Origin of the sequence: Actinoplanes sp. CA-051413, assembly GCF_050955795.1 — a bacterium.
Taxonomy (GTDB): Bacteria; Actinomycetota; Actinomycetes; order Mycobacteriales; family Micromonosporaceae; genus Actinoplanes.
The window spans coordinates 5,914,864-5,940,668 of the sequence record NZ_CP192100.1; the positions used below are offsets into that span (position 1 = coordinate 5,914,864).

The following is a 25,805-nucleotide window of genomic DNA, read 5'->3' on the forward strand; positions in this document are numbered from 1 at the left end:
GCATGACAGAGGAACAAGCATTCGCGGACTTCGTCCGCCTCCGCACGGCTGCCCTCTACCGCTACGGCTACATCCTCAGCGGTAATCACCACGATGCGGACGATCTGGTCCAGGACGCCCTGATCAGGTTGCGCAGTCACTGGGCCAGGGTGGTGCGACGCGATGATCCCACCGGGTACGTCCGTACCACGATGGCCCGTCTGCATGTCAGCGCGTGGCGACGCAGGCGCCGCGAGTGGCTGACCGCCCACGTTCCCGACGCGGCCGTCCCGGATCCGGGTCTCGCCCAGGTCGACGTGGCCGGGCACGCCGAGCAGCTCTGGACCGCCCTCGCTGCTCTGCCGCCCCGTCAGCGGGCGGTGCTGGTCCTGCGGTTCTACGAGCGACTGAGCGACCAGGAGATCGCCACGACGCTGGGCGTGTCCAGCGCCACCATCCGCAGCCAGGCCAAACGGGGCCTGGACAAGCTGCGGGCCGCGAAGTTCAGCGACCTGTCGGAGGCCCTGCGATGAGCGATGTCAACGTGCGCGAGATGCTCGAGACGTATGCCGCCGCGGCACCGGCCCCGCCGCCGGATCTGCTGGAGCGGGTGGAGGCAGGCCACCGGCGGCGACGTCGCCGCCGCCGGGCCGGGAGCGCGGCGGTCGTGCTGGTCCTCGTGGCGGTCGCCGTGGGCGCCGCGATCGGTCCGTGGCCGGGGCGGCGCGCCGCCCCGGATCAGACGGCCGGGCAGCCGGCGCTGCTGGTGCCCGCCTCGTTCGACGACGGGCCCCAGATCGCGTCGGTGTGGCCGCGGGCCATCATCGACGAGCCGCCGGTCACCTCCCCGACGGGTAAGAAGGCCAGTGTGGTGGGGCGTCTGGACGCCGACCGCGTGCTGGTCAGGGACCCGGTGTCGTTCTACTCCTACAACGTGCGCGACAAGACGTTCAAGACGCTCGTCACCGGATACGGTGGCAACGACACCGCCAACGAGGTCCTCATCACGCCGAACTGGCTGGTGTGGCAGGTGCGCAATCACGGCGAGGAGTTCTTCTCGGTCTACCGCGCGCCGGTGACCGGCGGGGAACGGCAACTCGTGGTTACGGTACAGACCAGCTACCTGCTCGCCCGCGACTGGTACGCCACGGACGAAGCGGTGTACTGGTCGGCCCGCACCGGCGGAGTCACCCGCGTCTCGTTGTCCGACGGCGTCATGACGACGCCGGCAGAGTTGCAGCGCCTCGGCACCCACGGCACCGCCTGGGCCGAGCTGACCGGCCGGCCCGCCGGCCGGAGCAGCGGGACAGTGTCACGGCTGCTCCGTAATCTCGTCACCGGGGAAGAGCGTACGGTCACCGCGCTGCCCGACACGGTCTCGCTGCGGTGCGCGCCCACGTTCTGCCTCGGCCGGACGGAGGTCGCCGAGCCGTCGGCCCCGCGTGGCACGATGCGTGAGATCTCCGGCTGGTTCGTCCAGGAGCTGGACGGGTCCGGGCGCCGCGCGCTGCCGCCGGTGTCCGACCCCGGCGGCGCGCGGTTGGTACCCACCGACACCGGGGGCCGGCTTCTGATCTGGACGAAGCGCGTGGACCAGATCGTCCTGAACCCGGTCACGGGCCGCTGGGGCAGCACGCGAACCGGGACCGGTCGATCTCCGAGCTGTGCCACCGCCGGCCAGGACGCCTTCGTCTGGGGCGGGGACAAGCCGCCGGTCAACTGCAACACCGGTCAGGGCGCCCGGATGATGCTGTTCGAGGACGCGGAGTAATACGGGTGGGGTCGCCGATCGCGGCCCCACCCGTATATTTTAATTCGCACCTCTGAACGTGCATCACAATGTTCGGGCCGAGCGTCCTGAACATATGCGGAAACTGAAGATACTGATTTGTTCATTCACCGCGCTGCTTCTTCCCGGTATCGTCCTTGCCGTAGCGGGGGATGCTCAAGGCTTCCATCCGCCCCCGATAATCGTGTGGAACGAATTGCCCGGCGGTCCTTTGTCGGCGATTCCGCCGCCGGTGAGAACCACCGGCCCGTCATCGACGCCGGCCGTCGATCGGTCCGATGCGGGCGCCGACTGCGGAGCGCCGGCCGATGAACTGACCCGGGGTTCGCGACTGGTGGTGACCATTCCTGGAGCACCCTCGTTCACCGTGGGCGATATTCCGGCAACCTCATGGGCCCGACCGCCGTCAACGGATCCGTCCTGGCGGCTGAAGTTCCAAAGCCTGCTGTGGATGAAACCGCTCGCTCGCCGGGCCGGCCTGGACGGCAACAAAAGGGCGCTCAGGGCTCTCGTCGCGCAGACCGTTGCGTTCCACCGCCAGAATCCCGACCCCGGCAGTGACGCCGACGGCTGGGACGAGGGCACGGCGCTGCGCCGGCTGGAGACGGAGAACTGCCTCTATGCGATCAGCCGGTCACCGAGCTTGATCCCGGGGATGGAAGCCGACGCCGGAGTCCTGCTCGGCGATCGGTACTACGGGCCACCGTATCGCCGGGTGCACAACCACGGTCTGTTCGCGAATCTGCGACTGATACAGGCGGCGGCTCTGCTCGATCGTCCGGACTGGCGGGCCACCGCAACCCGGCGGATGATCAGCGAGGTGCCGTACGCCTTCTCGGCCGAGGGGGTGACCAACGAACAGTCGTCGATGTACCAGGGCATCAACGCCAACCTGTGGCGCCAGGCCGAGCGGCGGTTGACCGGCCCCGCGGCCGACCTGGTGCGGTCGGCCGGCGATGATGCCTACCGTGCGTTCGGGTGGATGACGGAACCGGACGGGAACATCGTCCAGATCGGCGATTCCTATGAGGGCGGAGGCCGGCCGATCAGCGTGCCCGGCATCCGCACCCTCCGCGACGACAAGGCCGGATGGATCATCGGCCGTTGGTCGTGGACCGACCCGATGACCAGTTACTACACCGTGCGGTACGGACCCGCACGATCAGCCCACGGCCACCATGACCAGGCCGGTGGGGTCACTTGGACAACGCGCGGCGTCCGCGTTCTTGTCGGGCCCGGAATTTACACTTACGACACCGATAACGCATTGAACAGATACGGCATCGGACCGGAAGGACACAATGTCGCCATCCCTGACGGTGGCACGCCCGGGGTAAAGGCCGCAAAGGTCACCGAGGCCGGTCAGAACGCAACAACGGCGTGGTGCAAAGTCAAAGACCGGATCTATGGAATGTCACATACCCGGGACATCAGGGTGCTGGACGACCTCGCCCGTTTCGAGGTCGCCGACTCTTTTCCCACCGGATCGTCCTGGCGACAGGTATGGCACCTCGACAGCCTGTGGACCATTGTCTCGGCCACCGACAAGAAGGCGGTGTTCTCCCATCCTTCGGGCCGACGCCTGACGGTTTCGACAACGGGCCGGATCGCGGCGATCCTCAGGGGCGATGAATCGGATTCACCGCACGGCTGGCACTTTCCCGCTCCGTCGGTCAAGGTGCCGGCAGCCGAGATCGTCATCCGCAACGTCGGCGGCAACTCCTCGACAACCTTCAAGGTGAGCTAGTTGTCACGTCCGCGTGAAAGTGCGGCCGATCGAGGCGCCGCCGGCGATTCGTCGGCGATGGTGAGTTCCCAGCTTGAAAGGAAACACCGACGATGCAGCACCTGTACGCGCGGCGCCTCCTGGGCGTACCGGCCGCCGCCGCCGTTCTTCTGCTCACCGTGGCGTCCCCGGCCCGCGCCGCGGACATCTACCGCGGCGATCCGATCTCGGCCGCCTTCCCGGACATCGAGGTGCCCGTGGGCGGCACCGCCGTCGACGCGCTGGGACCGAACCTGTGGTCCACGGGCCCGACGAAGCTGACCGGCGCGAAGGTCATTTATGACCTGCGCGGAGTCACCGGCGTCCGGCTCACTCCAAGGAAAGGTGGCGGTGTATGCGTCACACCGTCACCGACCCGTGTCGTCTGCTCGGATCCCCGGGTGTTGTCGTTCGAGGGCGAGACGATCGAGCAGTACCTGCCCGTGCTGGTGAAGGCCACCCGGACCGCGACGGCCGGCCACACCGGGACGGTGACCATCACGTTCTCCGCCGAGGGACTGGCGCCGATCGCCGGGAACAGCGAGGTCCGCATCGTCGACGGCCGGGAGACCCTGGCGGCCACCGGCCCGGCGACCGGGGTGATCGGCCTGCTGGCGCTCGGCGCCGGTGTGCTCGGGGTGGCAGCCACGCGCCGCCGCCGCACCATCGGGTGACGCTCTCCTACGCCGACTCGCGGATGACCAGATCGGTCGGCAGGATCACGGCCGAGTGCTCCTCGCCGTCGATGTGGGCCAGCAGCAGCCGGACCATCTCCGCGCTCTGCCGGGCCCACGGCTGACGGATGGTGGTCAGCAAAGGCTTGGTCGTGGTGGCGATCTTGTTGTCGTCGAAGCCGCCGACCGCCACGTCCTGCGGGACGCGCTTGCCGGCCCGCTGCAAGGTGGTGATCGCACCGGCCGCCATCAGGTCGGAGCAGACGAAGACCGCGTCCAGGTCCGGGGCCTGCTCCAGCAGGCGGGCCATCGCCGCCTCGCCCGAGGCCTGGGTGTAGTCGCCGGTCGCGATCAGCTCAGGGTCGCCGTGCCCGACGATCTCGCGGTAGCCGGCCAGCCGGTCGACGCCGCCGGGGGTGTCCAGCGGGCCGGTGATGATGGCGATCCGGCGGCGACCGGCCGAGCGCAGGTATTCGGTCATCTGCCGGGCGCCGTCGCGGTCGTCGGAGGCCACGTAGGTGACGTCGCGTTCCTGGCCCAGGGGACGGCCGCAGACCACGAACGGCAGCCCGCGCTCCTTGAGCTCGGCGATCAGCGGGCTGCCCAGGTGGTTGGAGACCAGCAACGCGCCGTCGACGTGCCCGGCGGTGACCCAGCGGCCGATCCGCTGGCGGTCCTCGCCGGTGGCGGCCACGGTCAGCAGCAGGGTGATGTCGTGCTCGGCCAGGACCTGGGTGCAGCCGCGCAGCAGGTTGTTGAAATTGGGGTCCTCGAAGAGCTTGTCCTGCGGCTCGGAGAGGATGAAGGCGACCGAGCCCGAGCGCTGGGTGACCAGGCTGCGCGCGTGCTGATTCACCACGTACCCGGTTTTGCTGATCGCGCGCTCGACCGCGGCCAGGGCCTGCCGGCTGACGTTGTGACCGCCGTTGAGCACCCGCGAGACCGTGCCGCGGGAGACGCCGGCCACCGCCGCGACGTCGTCCATCGTCGGGCGGGAGCGGAGTCGGCTGGGCTCGGTCACGGTCACATTCTCCCGCCCGGTCCCACCGCCGCGCAGCCGGGTTGGCCGGACATCAGCCCTTCACCGCCCCGGAGACCAGGTCCAGGCGCCAGTAGCGTTGCAGCAGCAGGAACAGCGCGATCAGGGGCACGATGGAGATCAGTACCCCGATGATCACGACGCTGTAGAGGGCGGGCACGGTCTGGCCCTGGTTCAGCAACGTGAACAGGCCGACGGTCACCGGGAACTTGTCGTCGTCGGAGAGCATCACGAACGGCAGCAGGAAGTTGTTCCAGATCGCCACGAACTGGAACAGGAAGACCGTGACCAGCCCGGGCAGCATCATCGGCAGGGCCACCCGGCCGAAGATCCGGCCCTCGGACGCCCCGTCGGTGCGGGCGGCCTCGAGCACGGTGTCCGGCACGGCCGCGGCGGCATAGATCCGGGCCAGATAGATCCCGTACGGGCTGAGGATGTTCGGCAGCAGCACCGCCCAGTACGTGTCGGTCATCCCCACCTTGGCCAGCAGCAGGTACTGCGGGATGGCCAGCGTGACCCCGGGCACCAGCACCCCGGCCAGCAGCACGTTGAAGATGACGCCGCGCCCGGGGAACCGGAACTTGGCCAGCGTGTAGCCGGACAGCCCGGACACGAACGCCGACAGCAGCCCGCCGGCCCCGGCGTACAGCAGGGAGTTGAGCATCCACTTCCAGTAGACGCCGCCGGCGGACAGGTCGCCGAGGTTGGTGAGGAAGTCCCCGCCCGGGGCGAACGTGAAGGTGGTGAACAGCGACGACCCGCTCTTGGTCGACGCGGCGACCACCCAGGCCACCGGCAGCAGGCAGTAGACCGCCCCGATCAGCAGCACGGTGGTCGGCAGCCAGGCGGTGCGCCGCTGGGACCGCCGGCGCGGCGCCGCCGGATCCCGGTCGTCCCGCACCGGTACGGAGGTGGCGAGCGCCGTCATCGCTCCTCGCTTCCGAAGGCCTGCCGCTGCACCAGCCGCAGGAAGCCGAACGAGACCACGAGCGTGATCCCGGCGATCAGCACCGAGCTGGCGGCGGCCGAGTAGATGTCGTTCTGCGCGAACGCGTCGCGGTAGATCTTCATGAGCGGGGTCCACGTCGAGGAGATGGAGTTGGTAAGCGAGCGCACGGTCAGCGGCTCGGTGAAGACCTGCAGGGTGGCGATCAGCGAGAAGACCGTGGTCATGATCAGCGACGGCATCAGCAGCGGGATCTTGATCCGGACGGCGAGCTGGAATTCGGTGCAGCCGTCGAGGCGGGCGGACTCGTAGATCTCCGAGGGGATGGCCCGCAGCGAGGTGAACAGCACGATCATGTTGAAGCCGACGCCGCCCCAGACCGCGATGTTGACGATGGCGAAGAACACCGAGCCGCCGGTGAGCGGGTCGGGCTCGGGCAGCCCCAGCCGCACGGCCAGGTCGGTGAACGGGCTGACCGCCGGCAGGTAGAGGAAGCCCCAGAGCATGCTGGCGATCAGGCCCGGGACGGCGTACGGCAGGAAGATGGCCAGGCGCGAGAAGCGCGCCAGCCGGACCCCCGGCCGGTCCAGCAGCAGCGCGAAGAGCAGGGCCAGGCCCAGCATGACGGGCAGCAGGGTCAGGCCGTAGGCCAGCACCCGGCCCGCGCTGCCCCACAGCTCGGAGTCCGACAGCGCGGTGCGGTAGTTCTCCAGCCCGGCGAAGATCTCGGTGCGCGCGTTGCGGCCCAGGCCCAGGCCGCTGACCTTGACCTTGCGCAGGCTCAGGTAGACGGCGTAGCCGATCGGCACGAGCAGGAAGAGGACGAAGAGCACGATGGCCGGGGCGAGGAAGAGGTACGGCACCCCGCGGGATGCCGCACCTCGCCGCCGCCGGCCGGTGACGGCCGATGACATGACGGGTCCTCTCAGCTCGCGACCTTGAAGCCGTTCTTCTGCATGTCGGCCACGGTGGCCGTCTGCATGGTGTCGACGGCCCCGGCGAACGGTGTCTTACCGGTGATCGCCTTGCCGAAGGCGTCCTTGTACGTGTCGTACGCGACGTTGACGTTGGGCCCCCAGACGAAGCCGGACGCGGTCTCGGCGATCGCCTTGGCGGAGGTGTAGAAGTCCTTCTGGTTGGCGAAGAACGCGGGCGGCTCCTGCAGCAGCGGGCTGGACTGCGCGTCGCGGGCGGCCGGGTAGATGGCGCTCTCCTTGATGAGCAGTTCGGTGGCGGCCGGGTCGGCGTTCATCCAGGCCGCGAACTTCACCGCGGCGGCCTTGTTCTTGCCGGCCGCGGTGACGCCGGTGGAGGAGCCGCCCCAGCTGCCGGTCTTGTTCTCTCCGGCGTTCCACTGCGGCATCGGGGCCATCGCCCACTTGCCCTTGGTCGCGGGCGCGTTGCCGGCCAGCACGCCGGGCGCCCAGATCGCGCTCGGCCAGGCGATCAGGGTGCCGTCGTTGAGTGCCTTGTTCCAGGCCGGGGTGTACATCGGCTGCTTGTCGATGGCGCCCTCGGCGACCAGGCCACCCCAGTAGTCGGCGACCTTCCTGGTGGCCGCGTCGTTGACGCTGACCTTCCAGGTCTCGCCGTCGATGCCCCACCAGGAGGCGCCGGCCTGCTGCGCCAGGCCGGTGAACCAGCCCGGGTCGTTGGCCGAGAAGGTGGTCAGGTACTTCTTCGGGGCCTTCTGCCGGACGGTACGGGCGGTCTGCGCGAACTCGTCCCAGGTCTTCGGCACGGTCAGGCCCAGCTTGTCGAACTCGTCGGCCCGGTAGTAGAACATCATCGGGCCGGAGTCCTGCGGGATCGCGTACACCGCGTCGGTGCCCAGCGTGACCTGCTGCCAGACGCCCTCGGCGAACTTCTCCTTGACCGGCGCCGCCTCCTTGGCGATGTCGGCCAGCACGTCGTTGCTGACCAGCGTGGGCAGCGACTGGTACTCCACCTGGGCCAGGTCCGGCGGGTTGCCCGCCTTGGCCGCGGTCAGCAGCTTGGTGACGATGTCGCCGCCGCCGGCCTGCTTGCTCAGGGTCACGTGGATGTCGGGGTTGGCGGCGTTCCAGGCGTCGACGGTCTTGTCGATGTTCGGCGCCCAGGCCCAGAACGAGAGCTCGACCTTGCCGCCGGGCTGCGCGCTCTGGTCGGCGTCACCGGAATCGCTGGTGCAGGCGGCACTCAGGCCGGCGGCGAGCACCACTGCGAGCAGGGCGCCGAACTTCTTCCTCATCATCGTGCCTTTCCGGGGATGGTGGCTGTGAGCGCTCACAGCCTTAACCCACGGAAGCACAGTGTCAAGAGTTGCGGATGCGTTAACTGTGCAGGTAGAAGCTATGCAATCATGCCTGTGCACGGTTGGGAGCGCTCACAGATCGGAGCCGTACATGCCGCTCGTCCCGGGGATGGACCGGATCGCCTACGGCGGGGACTACAACCCCGAGCAGTGGCCGGAGGACGTCTGGAGCGCCGACGTGGCGCTGATGCGCGAGGCCGGCGTCAACCTGGTCAGCCTCGGCATCTTCGCCTGGGCGATGCTGGAGCCGGCCCCCGGCGAGTACGAGTTCGGCTGGCTCGACCGCAGCCTCGAGCTGCTGCACGACGCCGGCATCGCGGTCGACCTGGCCACCCCGACGGCCGCCCCGCCGCCGTGGTTCCTGCACCGGCACCCCGACGCCGCCCCGATCACCCGCGAGGGCACGCGGCTGGGCGGCGGCGCCCGGCAGTCGTTCTGCCCGAGCTCACCGGCGTACGCCGCGGCGTCGGCCGGGATCTCCGAGCAGCTCGCCCGCCGCTACGCCGGCCACCCCGCGGTGGTGCTGTGGCACGCCCACAACGAGTACGGCGGCGCCAACCCGTTCTGCTACTGCCCCACTTCGGCCGCGGCCTTCCGCAACTGGCTGCGCGACCGCTACGGCGACCTGGGCAAGCTCAACGACGCCTGGGGCACCACCTTCTGGAGCCAGCGCTTCGGCGACTGGGCCGAGATCGAGCCGCCGACCGTCGCGCCGACCACCGTCAACCCGGCGCAGGAGCTGGACTTCTTCCGCTTCAGCTCGGACGCGCACCTGGCCAACTTCCGGCGCGAGCGCGACATCCTGCACCGTCTCGCCCCGGGCATCCCGGTCACCACCAACTTCATGCTGGCCAACTGCAAGAACATCGACTACTGGAAGTGGGGCACCGAGGTCGACGTGGTCGCCAACGACCACTACCTGCAGGCCGAACGGGCCGACAACCACATCGAGCTGGCCATGTGCGCCGACCTGACCCGCTCGGTGGCGCACGGGCGGTCCTGGCTGCTGATGGAACACTCCACCAACGCGGTCAACTGGCAGCCCCGCAACCTGACCAAGGCGCCGGGCGAGCTGGGCCGCAACAGCATGCAGCACCTGGCCCGCGGCGCCGACGGCATCCTGTTCTTCCAGTGGCGCGCCTCGCGGTTCGGCGCGGAGAAGTTCCACTCGGCGATGCTGCCGCACGGCGGCACCGGCACCCGGACCTGGCGTGAGGTGGTGGCGCTGGGCGCGGCGCTGGACGAGCTGGCCGAGCTGCGCGACAGCCGGATCACCGCCGAGGTGGCGCTGCTGTGGGACTGGGAGTCGTGGTGGGGGCTCGAGCTGCCCTGGCGCCCGTCGCAGGAGCTGAGCTTCCGCGAACGGCAGGAGGCGTTCTACGAGCCGTTGTGGCGGGCGCACCGGACGGTCGACTTCGCGCACCCGGAGGGCGCGCTGGAGGCGTACCCGCTGGTGGTGGCGCCGAGCAGCTATCTGCTCAGCCCGGGCGCGGCCGATAACCTGCGACGTTACGTGGCCGGTGGCGGGACGCTGCTGGTGTCGTACTTCTCCGGGATCGTCGACGGGCACGACACCGTGCACCCCGGCGGCTACCCCGGCGCCCTGCGCGACCTGCTCGGCCTGGGGGTCGAGGAGTTCGAGCCGCTGGCCGCCGGGCGCAGCGTCCGGCTCGACGACGGCCGCACGGCCGACACGTGGGCGGAGCGGCTGGAACTGCACGGCGCCACGGCGCTCGCGTCCTACGCGGACGGTCCGGCGGCCGGGCTGCCGGCGATCACCCGGCACGCGTACGGGAAAGGCCAGGCGTTCTACGTATCGACCCGGTTGACTCCCGAGGGCACCGCCGCTCTGCTGGCATCGGTGTCCGAGGCGGCCGGCCTGCCCCCGGCGCCGGACCTGCCCCCGTCCCTGGAGGTCGTCGAGCGGCACTCCGACACCGGCGCGTACCTGATCGCGATCAACCACGGGAGCAGCGAGGTCGTCGTGCCCGGCGCCGGCGTCGAACTGCTCACCGGGGACGTGGTGGCCGACGGCCTCCCGGTCCCCGCCGGAAGCTTCCGCGTCCTGCGGCGCGGCAACCGATAACAGTCCGTCCTCCCCTTGGAGCTCCCATGCTTCGCACACCCCTCGTCCTGACCGCAGCCACCGCGCTGGTCGTCGCGGCCTCTCCCGCCCACGCCGCCGCTCCCGGTGACGTGCGCAATCCGGGCTTCGAGGCCGGCATCACCGGCTGGTCGGAGAGCGGCTCCCGGGCCGCCAGCTTCGTCGAGGCCGGCGGCTACACCGGCAGTTCTCAGTTGACGCACTACGCGGACACCGCCTACCGGGTCACCACGAGTCAGCCGGTCACCGGGCTCCGGCGCGGCACGTACACGCTGAGCCTGCGGGTGCGCTCGGGCGGCAACCAGCCCTCCGCGTACGTGGGGCTGAACAGTTGCGGCTCCGCGGAGGAACGGGCCGCGATTCCCCGTACCGGAAATGAATGGGTCCGGCTCGCCGTCACCGTCAAGGTGACCGGCGGGCGCTGCACGATCGTGCTGCACTCCGACGCCGCCGCCGGGCAGTACACGAACTTCGACGACATCGCGTTCGGGCCGTCGGACTCCGCGCCGGGCACCCCGCTGGCGATCACCGGAGCGGACGTCTCGCACGTGACCAAGAACGAGGACCACGGCGCCGTGTACCGCACCGCCGCCGGGCAGCGGCGTGACCCGTTCCCGCTGCTCGCGGCCAACGGCGTGAACTTCATCCGGCTCAAGGTCTGGGTGAACCCGGCCGACGGCTACAACGACAAGGACGACGTGCTGGCCCAGGCCCGCCGGGCCAAGGCGGCCGGACAGCAGCTGCTGATCGACTTCCACTACTCCGACGCGTGGGCCGACCCGGGCAAGCAGAACAAGCCGGCGGCGTGGGCGGCGCTCAGCTTCGCCGACCTCAAGCAGGCCGTCTACGACCACACCTTCGAGGTGCTGCACGACCTGCGGGCGCAGGGCACCCCGGCGGCGATGGCCCAGGTGGGCAACGAGATCAACGGCGGCCTGCTGTGGCCGGACGGCCGCTGGGACAACTGGGACGGCCTGGCTGCCCTGCTGACGGCGGGCAGCACCGCGGTCACGGCGGCGTCCCCGGGCACCAAGGTCGTGCTGCACCTGGCCGAGGGCGGCAACAACGGCGGGCACCGCTGGTGGTTCGACCAGGCGACCGCCCGCAACGTGCCGTTCGACGTGATCGCGGTGTCGCACTACGTCTACTGGCACGGCTCCCTCGGCGCGCTGCAGGCCAACCTGCTGGACCTGGCGGGCCGCTACGGCAAGCCGGTGATGGTGGCCGAGACCGCGTACGGCTTCACCACCGCCGAGAACGACCACGAGACGAACATCTTCACCGCGGCCCTGGCCGAGACCGGCGGCTACCCGGCGACGCCGCGCGGCCAGTCCGATGCGCTGCGCGACATCCTGACCGTGGTCGCCGGGGTGCCGAACGCGTTGGGCGTCTTCTACTGGGAGCCGACGTGGACGGCAGCCGAGGGCGCGGGCTGGGACCCGGCCGACCCTGCCTCCGGTGACGGCTGGGAGAACCAGGCGCTGTTCGACTACAGCGGGCGCGCCCTGCCGGCCCTGTCGGTGTTCAAGCGGTTCTGAGCTGTCGAGGGCCCGTGGCACGCCCGCGGGCCCTCGCATGATCAGCCGGGGAGGTCCCCGCGCCGCCGACCATCGACGCGTGACCATATCCTGTCCTTCCCGGCGGGTGCGGACGCACCGTGCCGGACCAACCGGTGCGACCACAGGAGGCCGAGCGATGCCCGACGGCACCCTGCCCCGCGCGGCGGTCCGCGCCTACGTCGAGGGCCTCGGCCCCCGGGACCGTGCGGACGTCGGCGAGGACGTGCTGGCCACGATCCGCGACGGCGGCTACGAGCTGGCCAACCCGTTCGACGCGGTCGACGCCGGGATCCGCCGTACCCTCGCGGTGAGCCGGATCGACGTGCCGGCCGGCACCCATGTCGGTGCGTTTCCGCACCGGTCCCTGCACGCGCGGACGCACAGCGTGGAGGGCGGCACGCTGATCCTGCTCGACACCGGCCTGCGCCCGTTGCTGGACCGGGTGGCCGCCACCCTGGTCGCGTCGCAGCTCACCCCGGCCCGCGACGAGCAGGGCGCCAGTCGGTACGCGGCCGCGGCCCTGCAACAGCGTCAGCAGCGCGAGGAGGCCGACGCGGCGTTCGCCGACGCGGTGACCGCCTACCTGGAGCGGGACCCCACCGCACCCGACGCCCCGGCGGAGGCCCAGAACACCTTCGGCTTCTTCATGGCCCGGTCGGCGGAACGGTTCGCCCTGGGCCACGAGTACGGCCACCTGCTCGCCGGCCACCGCCACACCCCGCCGGACGACGACCCCCGCAACTCCCGCCGCGAGTACGAGGCGGACGAGCTCGCCGCGATGCTGATCCTGCGCGGCGTCGACGAGGGCGCCGAGTTCCGTTGGCGCGCCCTGGCGGTGGCCGGGCCGTTCCTCTTCCTGGCCGTCGAGCAGCTGGTCAACCGGGTGCGCGGCACGACCGACGGTGAGCACCTGCCGCCGGCGCGCCGCACCGAGCTGCTGCGGCGCATCTTCGAGCAGGCCGGCGCGCGCGGCCTGCTGCACTTCGCCGAGGCCTGGGTGAGCTCGCTGGTGCTGCGCGAGGAGACCATCGTGCGGCGCGCCCGCGGCTGACGGCTCAGTTCCCCAGGTGCGGCCCGAGCAGGGTGAGGTCCGCCGGTGACAGCCGGTCACTCGCCGTCTTCGCCTGATGCCAGTACGGGTACAGCAACGTCGGCGCGCTCACCGCGTCCAGCCGGGCCCGCTCCTCGGCGCTGAGCACCAGCTCGGCCGCGGCCAGGTTGTCGGCGAGCTGCGCCGCGGTGCGCGCCCCGATCACCAGCGACGTCACCGCCGGCCGGCCGAGCAGGTACGCCAGCGCGACCTGGGCCGCCGACACGCCACGGTCCGTGCCGATCTGCACCAGCACCTCGACGGTGTCGTAGAGCTTCTCCTGGTCGTGCACCGGCGGCTCGTTCCAGTCGGTGAGCTGCCGCGAGCCGGCCGGCGCCTGCACGCCCCGGCGGTACTTGCCGGAGAGCAGGCCACCGGCGAGCGGGCTCCACACCAGCACGCCCAGGCCCTGGTCGACGGCGGCCGGGATCAGCTCGTACTCGGCGTCGCGGGCCTGCAGCGAGTAGTAGATCTGCTCGCTGACGAAGCGCGGCAGCCCGTTGCGGTCCGCCGTGCCCAGCGCCTTCATCAGCTGCCAGCCGGTGTAGTTGGAGGCTCCGACGTACCGCACCTTGCCCGAGGTGACCAACTGCTGCAGCGCATCGAGGGTCTCCTCCAGCGGGGTCTGGCCGTCCCACTCGTGCACCTGGTAGAGGTCGATGTGGTCGGTGCGCAGCCGGCGCAGGCTGGCCTCGCAACCGGCGATGATGTGGTGGCGGGACAGGCCGGCGTCGTTGGGGCCGGGTCCCATCGGCATCCGGACCTTGGTCGCGACCAGCACCTCGTCGCGGCGGCCGGCGAGCACCTCACCGACGATCTCCTCGGAGGCCCCGTCGGAGTAGACGTCGGCGGTGTCGATCAGGTTGACGCCGGCCTCGAGGCACTGGTCGACCTGGCGCCGGGCCTCCGCCACGTCGGTCGAGCCGACGCTGGCGAAGCCGCCCTTGCCGCCGAAGGTCATCGTCCCCATGGTCAGCACGGAGACGCGGAGACCGGACTTGCCGAGTGTGCGATATTCCATCCAGCCAGCCTAGATCCGCCGCCGCCCGTCAGCCGGTGTGAGCCCGGTCCCGGTGCCGTTCGAGCAGCTCGCAGGCCTGCCGCGTCATCGCCTCGATGATCGCGCCGGCCGGCCGTACCGCATCCACCAGCCCGGTCCCCTGACCCGCCGGCAGCGCCATCTCGTCCAGGTCCCCGGTGGTCAGGCCCCGCACGGGTACGAGGCTCGAGAACTTGCGCAGCTCCGTCGGCACCCCGCCCAGCTCGGTGTGCCCGATGACCGGCAGCCCCGAGGTGTCCGCCGGGACCTCGGCCACCCGGTCCTGCCACTGGAGCACGACCCGGTTGCCGAGCACCCGCATCGGGTTGAAGTCCGGCCGGTCCGGGCCGAACAACGCGGTCCGCACGGTCCCGGTGGCCGGCGCCTCGACGATCCCGGCCTTGTAGCCGTCGTGAGCGGCCGACTCCTGGGTGGCCACCAGCCGGGTGCCGACCCAGACGCCGTCCGCGCCCAGCATCAGCGCCGCGGCCAGGCCCCGCCCGTCCGCCACCCCGCCGGCGGCCAGCACCAGGGCCGGCGCCACCGCGTCCACCACCAGCGGCACCAGGGCGAACGTCGGCAGCTCGGCGAAGTTGTGGCCGCCGGCCTCCAGGCCCTGCGCCACGATCACGTCCACGCCGTCGCCGGCCGCCCGCTGCGCCCCGGCCACCGAGCCGACCTGTTCGAGGACGCGGATCCCGGCGTCGTGCAGCCGGTCGATCCAGGCGCGCGGCGGATGTCCCCAGTGGAACGACACCCCGGCGGGCCGGGCCGCGCAGACCGCGTCGATCTGCTCGGGGCCGGTGAACCCGGTGATGAAGTTGACGTGGAACGGGCCGTCGGTCCCGGCCCGGACGGCGGCGATCGTCGCGGTGATCGCCGCAGCGGGCATCAGGCCGGCCCCGAGCGAGCCGAGCCCGCCCGCGTTGCCGACCGCCACGGCCAGGTCCGGGGTCGCGCCGACGAAGGCCATGCCGGCCTGGGCGATCGGGGTCGACAGGCCGAAGGCGTCGGTGAAGCGGGTCTGCAGTCTCATCCGGTCACCGTGTCGGATGCCGGTCGCGACGGTGTCGCCCTGCGCGCAGCCGGAGTTGCATGGAGCGCAGACGTCGGCAACAGGACAGGAGCAGCCGTGCCACAGACCTGGTCCACGTCGGCCGTCGCCGCGGCGGACCAGTTCGCCTGCTGGCGTGAGCTGATCTGCGAGGCGTTCCTGGCGCTGAGCCCGGAGTCCGATCTGCGCGGCGCCTTCACCGGCCAGGTCACCCAGTGGCCGCTGGGCCGCCTCGACCTGGCCCGGATCGACTCGCAACGCCAGCGGGTGCACCGCACCGGGCGGGACATCGGCCGGTCCCACCGCCCCGGCTACTACGCCAACCTCCAGGTCCGCGGCTCGAGCCTGGTCACCCAGCGGGGGCGCGAGACCGTGCTGGGGCCGGGCGACCTGGCGCTGGTGGACACCGGCGAGCCGTTCACCATGGCGTTCAGCGGCGACTTCCGGCAGCTCTCGTTCTTCGTGCCCGAGCCCCTGCTCAGCGCGCAGACGAGCGGACCGGTCCGGACCGCCGCCCGCGTCGGCACCGGCACCGGGGTCGGTGCGGCGGTGCGGCACGCGTTGACGGCGCTCACCCGTACCCCCTTGGGCCCGGACGTGGCCGCCCGGCTGGCCACCCACGCGGCCGGCCTGCTCGCGGTGGCCCTGGAGCCCGCGGACCCGGCGGCGCGGGGCCACGCCGGGTCCGCGCGGTCCCGGGCCGCGGCGGTGACCGACGTTGAGGAACACCTGGCCGACGAGGACCTCTCCCCCGCCGCGACCGCGCGGCGGCTCGGCGTGTCGGTGCGCACCGTGCACACGTGGTTCGCCGGGAGCGAGCACAGCTACGCCGGCACCGTGCGGCTGGCCCGGCTCGAACGGGCGCGGCGGGCGCTGGCGGATCCGGAGCTGGCTCATCTGCGGGTCATCGACATCGCCGCGGACGCCGGTTTCGGCAGCGTGGCCACGTTCCACCGGTCGTTCCGGCGCGCCTTCGGGCGTACTCCGGGCGACATCCGCCCGGATTGAGCGGTCAGTTGAGCGCGGCTACCGCCGCCAGCACCTTGCCCTGCAGCGCCGCAGGCAGCGGTGTGTAACCGAGCCGTGCGGCGGCGGCCTGGCCCTGCGGGCCGGCGGTGTAGGTCAGGAAGCCGCGCAGCAGCGGCAGGCTGCGGGCGGGCGTGCCGGTCCGGCAGACCACCTCGTACGTGACCAGGACGATCGGGTACGCCCCCATTGCGGTGGTCCGGTAGTCGACGGCGAGCCGCAGGTCGGACCCCGTCCCGGTGACGGCGGCGGCCGCGACAGTACGCCCGGCAGCCTCGTCGGTCAGCGCGGTGAACTCCCCTGCACCGTTGCGGACCCGCGCCACGGCCAGGTTGTGGAACCGCGCGTACGACGCCTCGACGTAACCGATGGCACCGTCCGTGCGGGCGATCGTGGACGCCACACCGTTGCTGCCCCGCTGAGCGCTGCCACCCGGGGCCGCCCAGGTGCTGTCCTCGCCGAACCGCCAGTCGGCCGGTGCGGTCGCCGCCAGGAACGCGGTGAAGTTCGCGGTGGTGCCGGAGCTGTCCGCGCGGTGCACGGTGTGGATCGCGGTCGACGGCAGGACGGCCTCCGGGTTGTCCGCGGCGATCACCGGGTCGTCCCAGGTGGTCACCGTCCCGGCGAAGATCCGGGCCACGGTGGCCGGGGCCAGCCGCAGGTCGCCGACCCCGGCGACGTTGTGGGCCAGCGCGATCGGGCCGATCACCATGGGCAGGTGCACGGCCGGGCCGCGGGCGCACCGGGCATCGGCGGCGGTCTGCTGCTGGGCGGTGAGCGGCGAGTCCGAGCCGGCGAAGTCACCGGTGCCGGCCAGGAACGCGCGGACCCCGGCGCCCGAGCCGGTGCTGCCGTAAGCGACCGTGGCGCCGGAGCAGGCGACCTGGTAGTTCCGGATCCAGGTGTTGACCGCGTTGGTCTGCGCCGACGACCCTTGGGCCCGCAACGATCCGGCCGCGCACGGGATCGCGTCGCCGGCCGCGGGCGCCGTGACGACCGGAGCGCACGCCGCGGCGCCGACCGCCAGCACCAGCACGGCGACGAGACCCAGCGGGGCCCTCATCGGTATTCCGCCAGCCGCGCGCGGACGCCGAGCAGTACGAGCAGCATCGCGACCCCGAGGACCGGCAGCGGGATCAGCGGCCAGCCGGTCAGCAGCCGTTCCCCGTCCCGCAGGGCCGTGTCGAAGCCGGCCTTGCGGGCCGTAGCGGCCGCGCCGACCGCGGCGTCGAAGTAGGAGAAATCGAAGGCCGCGTCGCCGCGGCGGATGCCGGTGACCACGTCGACCGCGGCCCGGGTACGCCCGGAGCCGGCCAGCGCCACGACCCGCTGATGGTCCCGCTGATAGCCCAGCCACCGGTCACGCACTTGACCGTCGGCATCCAGCTGCCCGGCGACGTCGATCAGCTGGGCCGACTTGCCGGTGAAGTCCTGCTGGTAGAGGGCCAGGTTGCCGCTGAGCAGATAGCGGCTGGTGTCCGCGGCGGCGTCGTAGCTCAGCGCCCGGGCCCGCGAGAGGGTCAGATAGGGCGTCAGGTGATCGTTGCGCGCGGCACTGAGCCGCTGCCCCTGCCCGACGACGACCAGGCACACGCCCGCGGTCAGGCCCAGGGCGAGGACTGTGGCGAGGGCCAGGGCCGGATTGAGCAGCCGGCGGAACCGCCGCGCCAGGAACACCTGAAGGATCAGCAGGAGCACGACGAGACCCCCGCCGAGCAGCACGGCCAGTCCGACCGTCCACGCCTCGGTGGTGGCCTTGGCGGCGTACGCCCGGTCGAGACGGGACTCACCGGCGTCGCGCAGCCGGTCGGAGGCGGGCAGCAGCCGCAGGTGCAGCACGTTGGTCGCCTGCGTGTAGTAGCCGAGCGCGTCGGGCGGCAACCGGCCCGGGGGCTGCGGCGGAGCCTGCGACTGCGCGGTGAGGGTCTGCCACACCCACCGGCGGTAGACGGCGAGGTCGTGCATCAGCTCCAGCACAATGGCCCGGTCGGCGTGCCCGGTCACGGTGGTCAGCGACCGTTGCAGATCCTCGTCGATCTGCCGGCTGCGTTGCTGATAGGTGCCGAGCGCGTCGAGCTGACTGCCGGACAATTCCGCGGCGTCACCGACGAGCACCATTCGGGCCACCTGGGCATCGAGATCACTGAGGGCGAAATACAGATCCGCGGCCGTGGCGGCCTGCGGCGCCGCCTCACCACCGATGACCCGGACCTGGCCGCGCAGCTGGGACAACAGCAGGCCGGAGGCGGCGAGCAGGGCCACCGCAACGCCGATCACCAGGGCGGTCCACAAGCGCAGGCGTACGGGGGTTTCGGGACGGAACAATTTTCTCGTCGCCATGACAACTGCGGACACGACGCCACGGTAATGCACTCATGCAATTCTCCGGGTGCCGGCCACTGCCGTTCATTTGTTGTTTTCCCGCAATTCGTTCAGGCGGGCGGCCCGGGTGGTCAGATACCGCCTTTCCGGGCCGCTGGTGGTGCGAGCGGCGGCGGTTCGGTAATGCGTGATCGCGGCACCGGTGTCACCGGACCGCTCGTACAAGTGCGCCCGGACGGCGTCGAGGCGGTAGTGGCCGGGCAGCCGCTCGTCGAGGGTGGCGAGCAGGCGCAGCCCTTCGGCCGGACCGTGCACCATGGACGCCGCGACGGCGCGGTTCAGCGTGACCATGGGGTTGCCGGTGAGCTGGTCGAGCAGGCCGTACAGGGCGAGGATCTGCGGCCAGTCGGTGTCCTGCACCCGGGCGGCCCGGTCGTGCAGGGCCGCGATCGCCGCCTGCAACTGGTACTCGCCGACGGTGCCGCTGGTCATCGCCGCGTCGAGCAGCGCGGTCCCGTCCTTGATCAGCTGACGGTCCCAGCGGCTGCGGTCCTGCTCCTCCAGCGGGATCAGCTCGCCGCCGACGCCGGTCCGCGCGGGGCGGCGGGCGTCGGTGAGCAACATCAACGCCAGCAGGCCGGCGACCTCACCGTCGTCCGGGAGCATTCGGTGCACCGTACGGGTCAGCCTGATCGCCTCAGCGGAAAGTTCGGTGCGGTGCACGTCGGGGCCGGTGCTGCCGGCGTACCCCTCATTGAAGATCAGGTAAAGCACGTGCAGGACCGACCGCAGCCGGGCCCGCCGGTCGGCCGGGTCCGGCATCCGGAACGGGATCGCGGAGGCCTTGATCCGCTGCTTGGCCCGGCTGATCCGCTGCGCCATCGTGGCCTCCGGCACCAGGAAGGCATGCGCGATCTCGGCCGTGGTCAGGCCGCCGACCGCGCGCAGGGTGAGCGCGATCGCAGAGGCGGGCGTCAGCGCCGGGTGGCAGCAGAGGAAGAGCAAGGTGAGGGTGTCGTCCCGATCCGGTACGTCGATCGGCGGCTCCTCGACCGCAGCCCGCCGCTCCCGCTCCCGGCGGGCCAGCTCGTTCCGGATCTGATCAACAAACTTGTTGGCGCCGGTCCGGATCAGCCAGCCGCGCGGATTGTCCGGAACGCCGTCGACGGGCCACCGCAGCGCGGCGGCGAGCAACGCCTCCTGCACGGCATCCTCGGCGGCGTCGAAATCCCCGAAGCGGCGCACGAGCACGCCGAGGACCTGCGGCGCGAACTCACGGAGCAGGTCCTCAACGGGTGAAGCTGTGGTCACAGCTCGGGCGTCAGCAGGGCGAAGTCGGAAGGACCGAGCACCCTGCGTACGCCGATCGGCTGCTGCTGCGGCACCCCGCCGGGCCCCGGAACCGCAGAGATCCGCGCGGCGATCTCGAGGGCCCGCTCCTCACTCTCGACATCGACGAGCTGAAAGCCGGCCAGCATCTCCTTCGACTCGGCGAACGGCCCATCGGTGACCACGGGCGCCGCGACGCCGTCGCTGGTGACGACCTTGGCGAGCTCGGGGCCGGTCAGCGCCTCCTGGTAGACGAGCTCGCCGCTGGCCAGCAGCTCAGCCCGCAACGCGCCGTAGTAGTCCATGTGCGCCTTGATGTCGGCGGGCGCCCACTCGTCCATCGGCTTGTCGATGACACCGGGCTGGTAATCCACGATGAGCAGGTACTTGGTCATGCGTTATTCCTATCCTCGCGCCGCACCCGGTGGGCGCGGTCACCGATGGACGAAGCTGCCCCAGGGGTTCTCGACATCGGCCGGGCATCTGGTGGGAGTTGGTTTCGGCGACCGTACCGGCGGTGGGGGCGGGGCGCTCGCTGGGGTTTCGGCTTCGGCGGGCGGCGGGCCGCGGGCCGCCAGCGGGCGAAGACGGACGGCCCCGGCGGAGCCGGGTAGGCCCGGCGGAGCCGGGTAGGCCCGGGCGGTCGAAGACGGACGGCCCCGGCGGAGCCGGGTAGGCCCGGCGGTCGAACTGACTGGGCATATCCGGCGGTTCAACGGATCGGCAAGTCGGACGGGCAGCGACTGCCGATCCCAGCGGGCCAGCGGCCCGCCGAACCCGGCAAGCCCGGCGGACGTGGAAAGCCCGGCACGTCCGCCAGACCCGCGATGCCATCGGCCCGGCGAACCGGCGGGCGATCGGTCCGGTGAGCCCGGGAGCCGTCGGCCCGGTGAGCCGGTGAGCCGGTGAGCCAGGCGAACCCGCAGCTTGCCGAGTAGCGAGCCGGCCCGCCGTCGGCGGCCGGTGAAGCAGGGGCCGCCTACGATGCGGGCGATGGATGGTGACAAGGCGCAAGGTGTGCGGGTGATCCGCATCGTCGATCACGATCCCGGTTGGGCGGCGCGCTTCGCCGGTCTCGGGCGGCGGCTGCGGGGCGCGCTGGGGGATGTCGCGCTGCGGATCGACCACATCGGGTCCACCGCGGTGCCCGGGCTGGCGGCGAAGCCGGTTGTCGATGTGCAGATCTCGGTGGCCCGGCTGGAGCCGGTCGATCCGTTCCGCGATCCGCTGGTGGGTCTCGGTTTCGTCCATCGCGCCGACAATCCGGAGCTTACGAAGCGGTATTTCCGGGAGCCGCCCGGTGCGGCGCGGACCCATATCCACGTGCGCCGGGCCGGGAGCTTCTCGGAGCAGTTCCCGCTGCTGTTTCGCGACTACCTGCGGGTGCACCCGACCGACGCTGCGGAATACGCGGAGGTCAAGCGCCGGCTCGCCGCTGAGCATCCGCATGACGGCCTCGGCTACACCGACGCGAAAGCCGACCACTGCTGGCAGATCATCCACCGGGCAGACGACTGGGCGCAGCGGACCGGCTGGTCGCCCGGCCCGAGCGACGCCTGAGGTCACAAACTGTCGCGGTGGATCAGTCGAGGTACGCCTGGAGGGCCAGCTCGTCGCCCGCGTTGTGGGCGGCCAGCAGCTCGGCGAAGCGTTCCGCCGGCATGATCCGGACCCCCAGCTCCTCCGCCTTCGCCGCTTTCGAGCCGGCGCCCGCCCCGACCACCACCAGGTCCGTCCGCGCCGATACCGAGCCGGAGGATTTGCCGCCCAGGTGTTCCACCGCTTCGTTGCCTTCGTTGCGGCTCAGGCCCGGGACCGAGCCGGTGACGACCACGGTCATCGGCTTACCGTCCTCCCTGCGCAACGGAAGGGCGGCGGCTTCGGGAACGGTTGCTGCTTCGCGGCCCGGGACGCCCGGCTCGGTCATCGTCACGCCGCGGGCCGTCAGTTTGTCGATGACCGGGCCCAGGTCGATCAGTTCCGCGGCGATCGTGGCCGCGCGTTCCGGGCCGACCGCCTCCACCTCCTGCAGCTGCTCGACCGTGGCCGCGCGGAGGGCTTCCATGGTGCCGAAGTGGCGGGCCAGGCGGCGGGACATCGAGCGGCCCGTCATGCGGACACCCAGGCCGGTCAGGACGCGGGACAGGGGCTGGGCCTTGGACGCTTGGATCGCCGCGACCAGCTTTGTTGCCGAGGTGCGGCCCAGGCGGTCCAGCTCGGCCAGTGCTTCCGGGGTCAGGTCGTACAGGTCGGCGGGGTCGGTCACCAGGCCCGCTGCCACGACGCCGGCGATGACTTTGTCGCCCAGGCCTTCGATGTCCATCGAGTCGCGGGCGGCGAAGTACGACAGGGACTCCCCCGCGCCGCAGGCTCGGCCCTGGGTGCAGCGCCAGCGTTTCTGGGTGCGGTCGATCTCGCCGCCGCAGCGGGGGCAGACCTCCGGTGGGGTGAACGGCTCGGCGTCCGCGGGGCGTTCGTCGAGCTTGGCGCCGGTGATCTCGGGGATCACCTCGCCCGCGCGGCGGACGAAGACGGTGTCGCCGACGCGGACGTCGCGGCGGACCAGGTCGCCGAAGTTGTGCAGGGTGGCCGAGGTGACGACCACGCCGCCGACCTGGACCGGCTCCAGGACCGCGACCGGGGTGATCACGCCGGTGCGGCCCACCTGCACCTCGATCGCAGCCAGTTTGCTGGTGCGGGTGTCGGCCGGAAACTTGTGCGCGATCGCCCAGCGGGGTGCCCGGCTCGACGAGCCGGCCAGGTCACGGTCGGCCGGGTCGTCGGCCTTGACCACGGCGCCGTCGATGTCGAAGCCGAGCGTGCCGCGGGCCGCGCCCATCGCGGCGATGGCGTCGGAAAGCTCGTCGATCGTGGCGCAGCGGGGCATGCCCGCGGGTGAGCCGGCCGTCGTGGCCACGCCCAGCTCGGCGATGGCGGCCATCGCGGCGCTGTGGGTCAGGCCCTCGCCGCCGGGCAGGTCGTGCACCGCGTACGCCAGGAAGGACAGCGGCGCGTCGTAGGCCCGGTCCTGGGCGCGCAGGGTGCCGGCCGCCGCACTGCGCGGGTTGGCGAACGCCTGGCCGCCGTGGGCCGTGCGCAGCTCGTTGGCCCGGGCGAAGTCGGCGTCGGTCATGAAGACCTCGCCGCGGACCTCGACCGTCACCGGCCGGCGCAGCTCGGCGGGCAGGCCGGCGACGAGCCGGGCCTGGGTGGTGACGTCCTCGCCGGCCCGGCCGTCGCCGCGGGTGGCGACCTGGCGCAGCCGGCCGTCGACGTAGCGGGCCGCGATCGCCATGCCGTCGATCTTGGGCTCGACCGTGTAGCCGAGGGCGGGCCGGCCGAGGACGCGTTCCAGCCGGGCCGCCCAGGCGCGCAGCTCGTCGGCGTCGAAGACATTGTCGAGGCTGAGCATCGGGGTGCTGTGCTCCACGTCGCCGGCCGCCACGCCGGCGCCCACCGTCACGGTCGGCGAGTCGCTCTCGGCCCAGCCCGGCTCGGCCTGCTCGGTCGCCGCCGTGCGGGCCAGCAGCGCGTCGTAGGTGGCGTCGTCCATGACGAGGTCGCCGCCCGCGTAGTAGGCGGTCGCGGCGGCGCGCATCCGCTCGATCGCGGCGAGGTATTCCTCCCGGGTGCCGAACGCCGCGGCGTGGGCCGCGTCCACGACCGGGGCCACCTCGTGGCCGGCACGGGCCGCGTCCACGACCGGGGCCACCTCGTGGCCGGCGCGGGCCGCGTCGACGACCGGGGCCACCTCGTGGTCGGTGGTGCTGAGGCCGGCGGACGGTCCCGTGCTCGACATGCGGTGCTCGCTTCCTGTGTGCGGGAGACGATGTCTTGATACCGCACAGGTCCGACAGAAACGCTGAACCTCACTGAGTGTCGTCATGCCGTACACGGAAAGCAGTTGGTTGGGGTGGATGTGGGCCGCATTTTGCAGTTGATGTGAGAATTCCGTCCGAACGTCCATGGCATTCCGATCTTTGCTTGCGGAGCATGGACCGCGTGCCCGGACGCCATCGAAGAACCTTGAGTCTCACCGGCATCGTCGTCAGCGCGGCCACGGCCTCGCTCGTCGTCATCGGTGCCGGATCCTGGCTGGGCTACCAGCGCCTCTCCGCCGGAGACTGTGCCGGGGAGGTGAAGCTCGCGGTCACCGCCGCCGCCGAGATCGCCGGCGCCATCCAGACCACCGCGGACAAGTGGGCCCAGGGTGAGAAGGCCCAGGTCGGCGGCGTCTGCATCAAGGTCGCCGTCGCTGCCGCCGATCCCGCCACCGCCGCCGCCACCATCGCGGCCAAGCACGGCGTCGGTCTCTCCGGCCTGAAGGCGGCGCCCGGCAAGCCGGTCGTGCCGGACGTGTGGGTCCCGGACTCCTCGACCTGGCTGCTGCGGGTCGGCGGCGAGGCCCCCGGCTTCGTGCCCACCGACAACGCCCCGATCGCCGAGAGCCCTGTGGTGCTGGCCATGCCCGCGCCGATGGCACAGAAGCTGGGCTGGCCGGCCCGGAAGCTCAAGTGGCAGGAGCTGCTCGGTCAGCTGACCACCAGCAAGAGCCTGCTGCCCGGCATCGTCGACCCGACCCGCGACGCGGCCGGCCTCACCGGCCTGCTCGCCCTGGGCGCGGCCGCCGGCAACGACATCTCGGGGGCCCAGCGCAAGGTGGCGGCGCTGCGCAAGCTCGCGGCGAACACCTCGAGCATCCGGCAGGACCTGCTGGAGAAGTTCCCGCGTACGGCCGCAGAGGTCACCACCGGCCTGAGCGCCGCGCCCCTCTCCGAGGAGGACGTGGTCGCGTACAACGGGGGCAAGCCACCCATCCAGCTCGCCGCCCTCTACCTCGATCCGGCGCCGACCGCGCTGAACTACCCGTTCGCGGTCATGCCGGAGGTCGATCCGCAGAAGGCGGCCGCCGCCGCGGCGCTGCACGAGGAGCTGCGCGGGACGACGTTCCGGGACGCGCTGGCCGCCGCCGGTCTGCGCGGGCCCGACGGCAAGGCGGGGGCAGGCTTCATCGCCCCGACCGGCGCACCGCCGGTGGCCACCCCGGTGATCGCCCCGGGCGCCACGGCGAGCCAGGGTGCCGCCGCGTCGGCCCAGGCCACCACGGCCATCAGCCAGGTGCTGGGCAGCTGGGCCGCGATCACGCAGCCGGGCCGGGTGCTCGCCGTCTTCGACATCTCCGGTTCGATGCTGACCGAGGTGCCCACAGCTGGTGGCCTGACCCGCAACGAGGTCACCAAGCGGGCCGCGGCGCAGGGGCTGCAGCTGTTCGACGACCGCTGGTCCGTCGGCACCTGGTTCTTCTCCACGGAGCTGGTGGGCAAGCAGGCGTGGCAGCCGAAGGTGGCGATCAGCCCGCTGTCCACGGCGCGCAACAGGCTCAACGACGCCCTCAACGACATGAAACCCAAGAAGACCGGCGACACCGGGCTGTACGACACCGCGCTGGCGGCGTACAAGACCGTGCAGCAGGGGTGGCAGCGGGGCCGGGTCAACTCGGTCATCCTCTTCACCGACGGGGTGAACGAGAACCCCGACGGCCTGACCCGCGACCAGCTGGTCGCCGACCTGCGGAAGGCGCGGGACCCGCAGAAGCCGGTGCGCATGGTGATCATCGGAATCGGTCCGGAGGTCGACCGCGGGGAGCTGAAGGCGATCTCGGACGCCAGCGGGCCGTCCAGCGGCGTCTTCATCGCGGAGGACCCGGCGAAGATCAACGAGATCTTCCTGCAGGCGATCGCGACCCGTACCGGAGCCTAGGACGAGCCCGGCCTGGTGGTACAAACCACCAGGCCGG

21 protein-coding genes are annotated in these 25,805 nt (G+C 71.6%); 10 read left to right on the plus strand and 11 right to left on the minus strand.

Annotated elements, in window-relative coordinates; all coding sequences use genetic code 11:
• The first annotated feature begins 2 nt into the window (after nucleotides 1-2).
• The 4 genes from ACQP2Y_RS27900 (at nucleotide 3) to ACQP2Y_RS27915 (ending at nucleotide 4,207) form a co-directional block, all read left to right on the plus strand.
• Complete coding sequence (locus ACQP2Y_RS27900) at nucleotides 3-512, plus strand: SigE family RNA polymerase sigma factor (protein ID WP_433717993.1); 510 nt, start codon at nucleotides 3-5, stop codon at nucleotides 510-512.
• Complete coding sequence (locus ACQP2Y_RS27905; protein WP_433717994.1) at nucleotides 509-1,750, plus strand: hypothetical protein; 1,242 nt, start codon at nucleotides 509-511, stop codon at nucleotides 1,748-1,750. Before ACQP2Y_RS27900 ends, ACQP2Y_RS27905 begins: the two co-directional genes overlap by 4 nt.
• Nucleotides 1,751-1,844: 94 nt before the next feature.
• Nucleotides 1,845-3,515 carry a heparinase II/III domain-containing protein gene (locus tag ACQP2Y_RS27910; RefSeq protein WP_433717995.1) on the plus strand — a complete coding sequence of 557 codons (1,671 nt, stop codon included), beginning with the start codon at nucleotides 1,845-1,847 and terminating at the stop codon, nucleotides 3,513-3,515.
• A gap of 92 nt (nucleotides 3,516-3,607) precedes the next feature.
• The gene (locus tag ACQP2Y_RS27915) at nucleotides 3,608-4,207 is read left to right on the plus strand and encodes a hypothetical protein (protein ID WP_433717996.1); all 600 of its coding nucleotides are present in this window, start codon (nucleotides 3,608-3,610) and stop codon (nucleotides 4,205-4,207) included.
• Between the two features lie 7 nt (nucleotides 4,208-4,214).
• Here ACQP2Y_RS27915 and ACQP2Y_RS27920 read toward each other — a convergent pair whose 3' ends face one another.
• The 4 genes from ACQP2Y_RS27920 to ACQP2Y_RS27935 are packed head-to-tail and all read right to left on the minus strand — an operon-like array spanning nucleotide 4,215 to nucleotide 8,422.
• Nucleotides 4,215-5,228, minus strand: a complete 1,014-nt coding sequence (locus ACQP2Y_RS27920) for a LacI family DNA-binding transcriptional regulator (protein ID WP_433717997.1) — start codon at nucleotides 5,226-5,228, stop codon at nucleotides 4,215-4,217.
• 52 nt (nucleotides 5,229-5,280) lie between these two features.
• Nucleotides 5,281-6,174, minus strand: a complete 894-nt coding sequence (locus ACQP2Y_RS27925) for a carbohydrate ABC transporter permease (protein WP_433717998.1) — start codon at nucleotides 6,172-6,174, stop codon at nucleotides 5,281-5,283.
• Nucleotides 6,171-7,106, minus strand: coding sequence for a carbohydrate ABC transporter permease (locus ACQP2Y_RS27930; protein ID WP_433717999.1), 936 nt, complete (start codon nucleotides 7,104-7,106; stop codon nucleotides 6,171-6,173). The genes ACQP2Y_RS27925 and ACQP2Y_RS27930 overlap by 4 nt, the downstream gene beginning before the upstream one ends.
• 11 nt (nucleotides 7,107-7,117) lie before the next feature.
• Nucleotides 7,118-8,422, minus strand: a complete 1,305-nt coding sequence (locus ACQP2Y_RS27935; protein ID WP_433718000.1) for an ABC transporter substrate-binding protein — start codon at nucleotides 8,420-8,422, stop codon at nucleotides 7,118-7,120.
• A 154-nt stretch (nucleotides 8,423-8,576) separates the two neighbouring features.
• Between ACQP2Y_RS27935 and ACQP2Y_RS27940 the strand changes: the two genes are divergently transcribed.
• From ACQP2Y_RS27940 to ACQP2Y_RS27950, 3 genes are all read left to right on the plus strand, one after another.
• The gene (locus ACQP2Y_RS27940; RefSeq protein ID WP_433718001.1) at nucleotides 8,577-10,571 is read left to right on the plus strand and encodes a beta-galactosidase; all 1,995 of its coding nucleotides are present in this window, start codon (nucleotides 8,577-8,579) and stop codon (nucleotides 10,569-10,571) included.
• 26 nt (nucleotides 10,572-10,597) lie between these two features.
• Nucleotides 10,598-12,127: a glycosyl hydrolase 53 family protein gene (locus tag ACQP2Y_RS27945; RefSeq protein ID WP_433718002.1), complete on the plus strand. Its 1,530-nt coding sequence runs from the start codon at nucleotides 10,598-10,600 to the stop codon at nucleotides 12,125-12,127.
• 157 nt (nucleotides 12,128-12,284) lie between these two features.
• A complete protein-coding gene (locus ACQP2Y_RS27950; protein WP_433718003.1) occupies nucleotides 12,285-13,199 on the plus strand; it encodes an ImmA/IrrE family metallo-endopeptidase in 915 nt (304 codons plus the stop codon).
• Between the two features lie 4 nt (nucleotides 13,200-13,203).
• Here the strand turns inward: ACQP2Y_RS27950 and ACQP2Y_RS27955 are convergent, their stop codons facing one another.
• Nucleotides 13,204-14,259 (minus strand): aldo/keto reductase, encoded by a 1,056-nt coding sequence (locus ACQP2Y_RS27955; RefSeq protein WP_433718004.1) that lies wholly within the window; start codon nucleotides 14,257-14,259, stop codon nucleotides 13,204-13,206.
• Nucleotides 14,260-14,287: 28 nt separating this feature from the next.
• Entirely contained in the window at nucleotides 14,288-15,313 is a 1,026-nt protein-coding gene (locus ACQP2Y_RS27960; protein ID WP_433718005.1) for an NAD(P)H-dependent flavin oxidoreductase, read from the minus strand.
• 96 nt (nucleotides 15,314-15,409) lie between these two features.
• Here ACQP2Y_RS27960 and ACQP2Y_RS27965 point away from each other — a divergent pair, with 96 nt between their 5' ends.
• A complete protein-coding gene (locus ACQP2Y_RS27965; protein WP_433718006.1) occupies nucleotides 15,410-16,339 on the plus strand; it encodes a helix-turn-helix domain-containing protein in 930 nt (309 codons plus the stop codon).
• Nucleotides 16,340-16,343: 4 nt separating this feature from the next.
• Here ACQP2Y_RS27965 and pstS read toward each other — a convergent pair whose 3' ends face one another.
• Genes pstS through ACQP2Y_RS27985 form a run of 4 tightly spaced genes read right to left on the minus strand, consistent with a single transcriptional unit; the run spans nucleotide 16,344 to nucleotide 20,403 of the window.
• The gene (gene pstS / locus ACQP2Y_RS27970; protein ID WP_433718007.1) at nucleotides 16,344-17,420 is read right to left on the minus strand and encodes a phosphate ABC transporter substrate-binding protein PstS; all 1,077 of its coding nucleotides are present in this window, start codon (nucleotides 17,418-17,420) and stop codon (nucleotides 16,344-16,346) included.
• Nucleotides 17,417-18,712: a hypothetical protein gene (locus ACQP2Y_RS27975; RefSeq protein ID WP_433718008.1), complete on the minus strand. Its 1,296-nt coding sequence runs from the start codon at nucleotides 18,710-18,712 to the stop codon at nucleotides 17,417-17,419. Before ACQP2Y_RS27975 ends, pstS begins: the two co-directional genes overlap by 4 nt.
• A 51-nt stretch (nucleotides 18,713-18,763) precedes the next feature.
• Nucleotides 18,764-19,990 carry an RNA polymerase sigma factor gene (locus ACQP2Y_RS27980; protein ID WP_433718009.1) on the minus strand — a complete coding sequence of 409 codons (1,227 nt, stop codon included), beginning with the start codon at nucleotides 19,988-19,990 and terminating at the stop codon, nucleotides 18,764-18,766.
• The gene (locus ACQP2Y_RS27985) at nucleotides 19,987-20,403 is read right to left on the minus strand and encodes a YciI family protein (protein WP_433718010.1); all 417 of its coding nucleotides are present in this window, start codon (nucleotides 20,401-20,403) and stop codon (nucleotides 19,987-19,989) included. Before ACQP2Y_RS27985 ends, ACQP2Y_RS27980 begins: the two co-directional genes overlap by 4 nt.
• 598 nt (nucleotides 20,404-21,001) lie before the next feature.
• Here ACQP2Y_RS27985 and ACQP2Y_RS27990 point away from each other — a divergent pair.
• Nucleotides 21,002-21,568, plus strand: a complete 567-nt coding sequence (locus tag ACQP2Y_RS27990) for a GrpB family protein (protein ID WP_433718011.1) — start codon at nucleotides 21,002-21,004, stop codon at nucleotides 21,566-21,568.
• A gap of 22 nt (nucleotides 21,569-21,590) precedes the next feature.
• On the opposite strand, the gene ligA is transcribed toward ACQP2Y_RS27990, so the two are convergent.
• Nucleotides 21,591-23,807, minus strand: a complete 2,217-nt coding sequence (ligA, locus tag ACQP2Y_RS27995; protein ID WP_433718012.1) for an NAD-dependent DNA ligase LigA — start codon at nucleotides 23,805-23,807, stop codon at nucleotides 21,591-21,593.
• Nucleotides 23,808-24,034: 227 nt separating this feature from the next.
• On the opposite strand from ligA, the gene ACQP2Y_RS28000 reads away from it, so the two are divergent.
• Entirely contained in the window at nucleotides 24,035-25,768 is a 1,734-nt protein-coding gene (locus tag ACQP2Y_RS28000; RefSeq protein WP_433718013.1) for a VWA domain-containing protein, read from the plus strand.
• Nucleotides 25,769-25,805: the final 37 nt, after the last annotated feature.